The organism is Enterobacter sp. CM29 (assembly GCF_013179605.1).
In the GTDB taxonomy this organism is placed as follows: domain Bacteria; phylum Pseudomonadota; class Gammaproteobacteria; order Enterobacterales; family Enterobacteriaceae; genus Enterobacter; species Enterobacter intestinihominis.
In genome coordinates this window covers 1-524 of the sequence record NZ_JABMCU010000402.1, presented here as the reverse complement: position 1 = coordinate 524, position 524 = coordinate 1, and the positions used below count along the sequence as shown (strand labels likewise).

The following is a 524-nucleotide window of genomic DNA, read 5'->3' as shown; positions in this document are numbered from 1 at the left end:
CGGGCGGTGTGTACAAGGCCCGGGAACGTATTCACCGTGGCATTCTGATCCACGATTACTAGCGATTCCGACTTCATGGAGTCGAGTTGCAGACTCCAATCCGGACTACGACGCACTTTATGAGGTCCGCTTGCTCTCGCGAGGTCGCTTCTCTTTGTATGCGCCATTGTAGCACGTGTGTAGCCCTACTCGTAAGGGCCATGATGACTTGACGTCATCCCCACCTTCCTCCAGTTTATCACTGGCAGTCTCCTTTGAGTTCCCGGCCTAACCGCTGGCAACAAAGGATAAGGGTTGCGCTCGTTGCGGGACTTAACCCAACATTTCACAACACGAGCTGACGACAGCCATGCAGCACCTGTCTCAGAGTTCCCGAAGGCACCAATCCATCTCTGGAAAGTTCTCTGGATGTCAAGAGTAGGTAAGGTTCTTCGCGTTGCATCGAATTAAACCACATGCTCCACCGCTTGTGCGGGCCCCCGTCAATTCATTTGAGTTTTAACCTTGCGGCCGTACTCCCCAGG

The 524-nt window shown here is 53.6% G+C and carries 1 rRNA gene; it reads right to left on the bottom strand.

Annotated features, from left to right (window positions below):
- Positions 1 to 524 (bottom strand): 16S ribosomal RNA (locus HP459_RS23325); the annotation flags it as partial.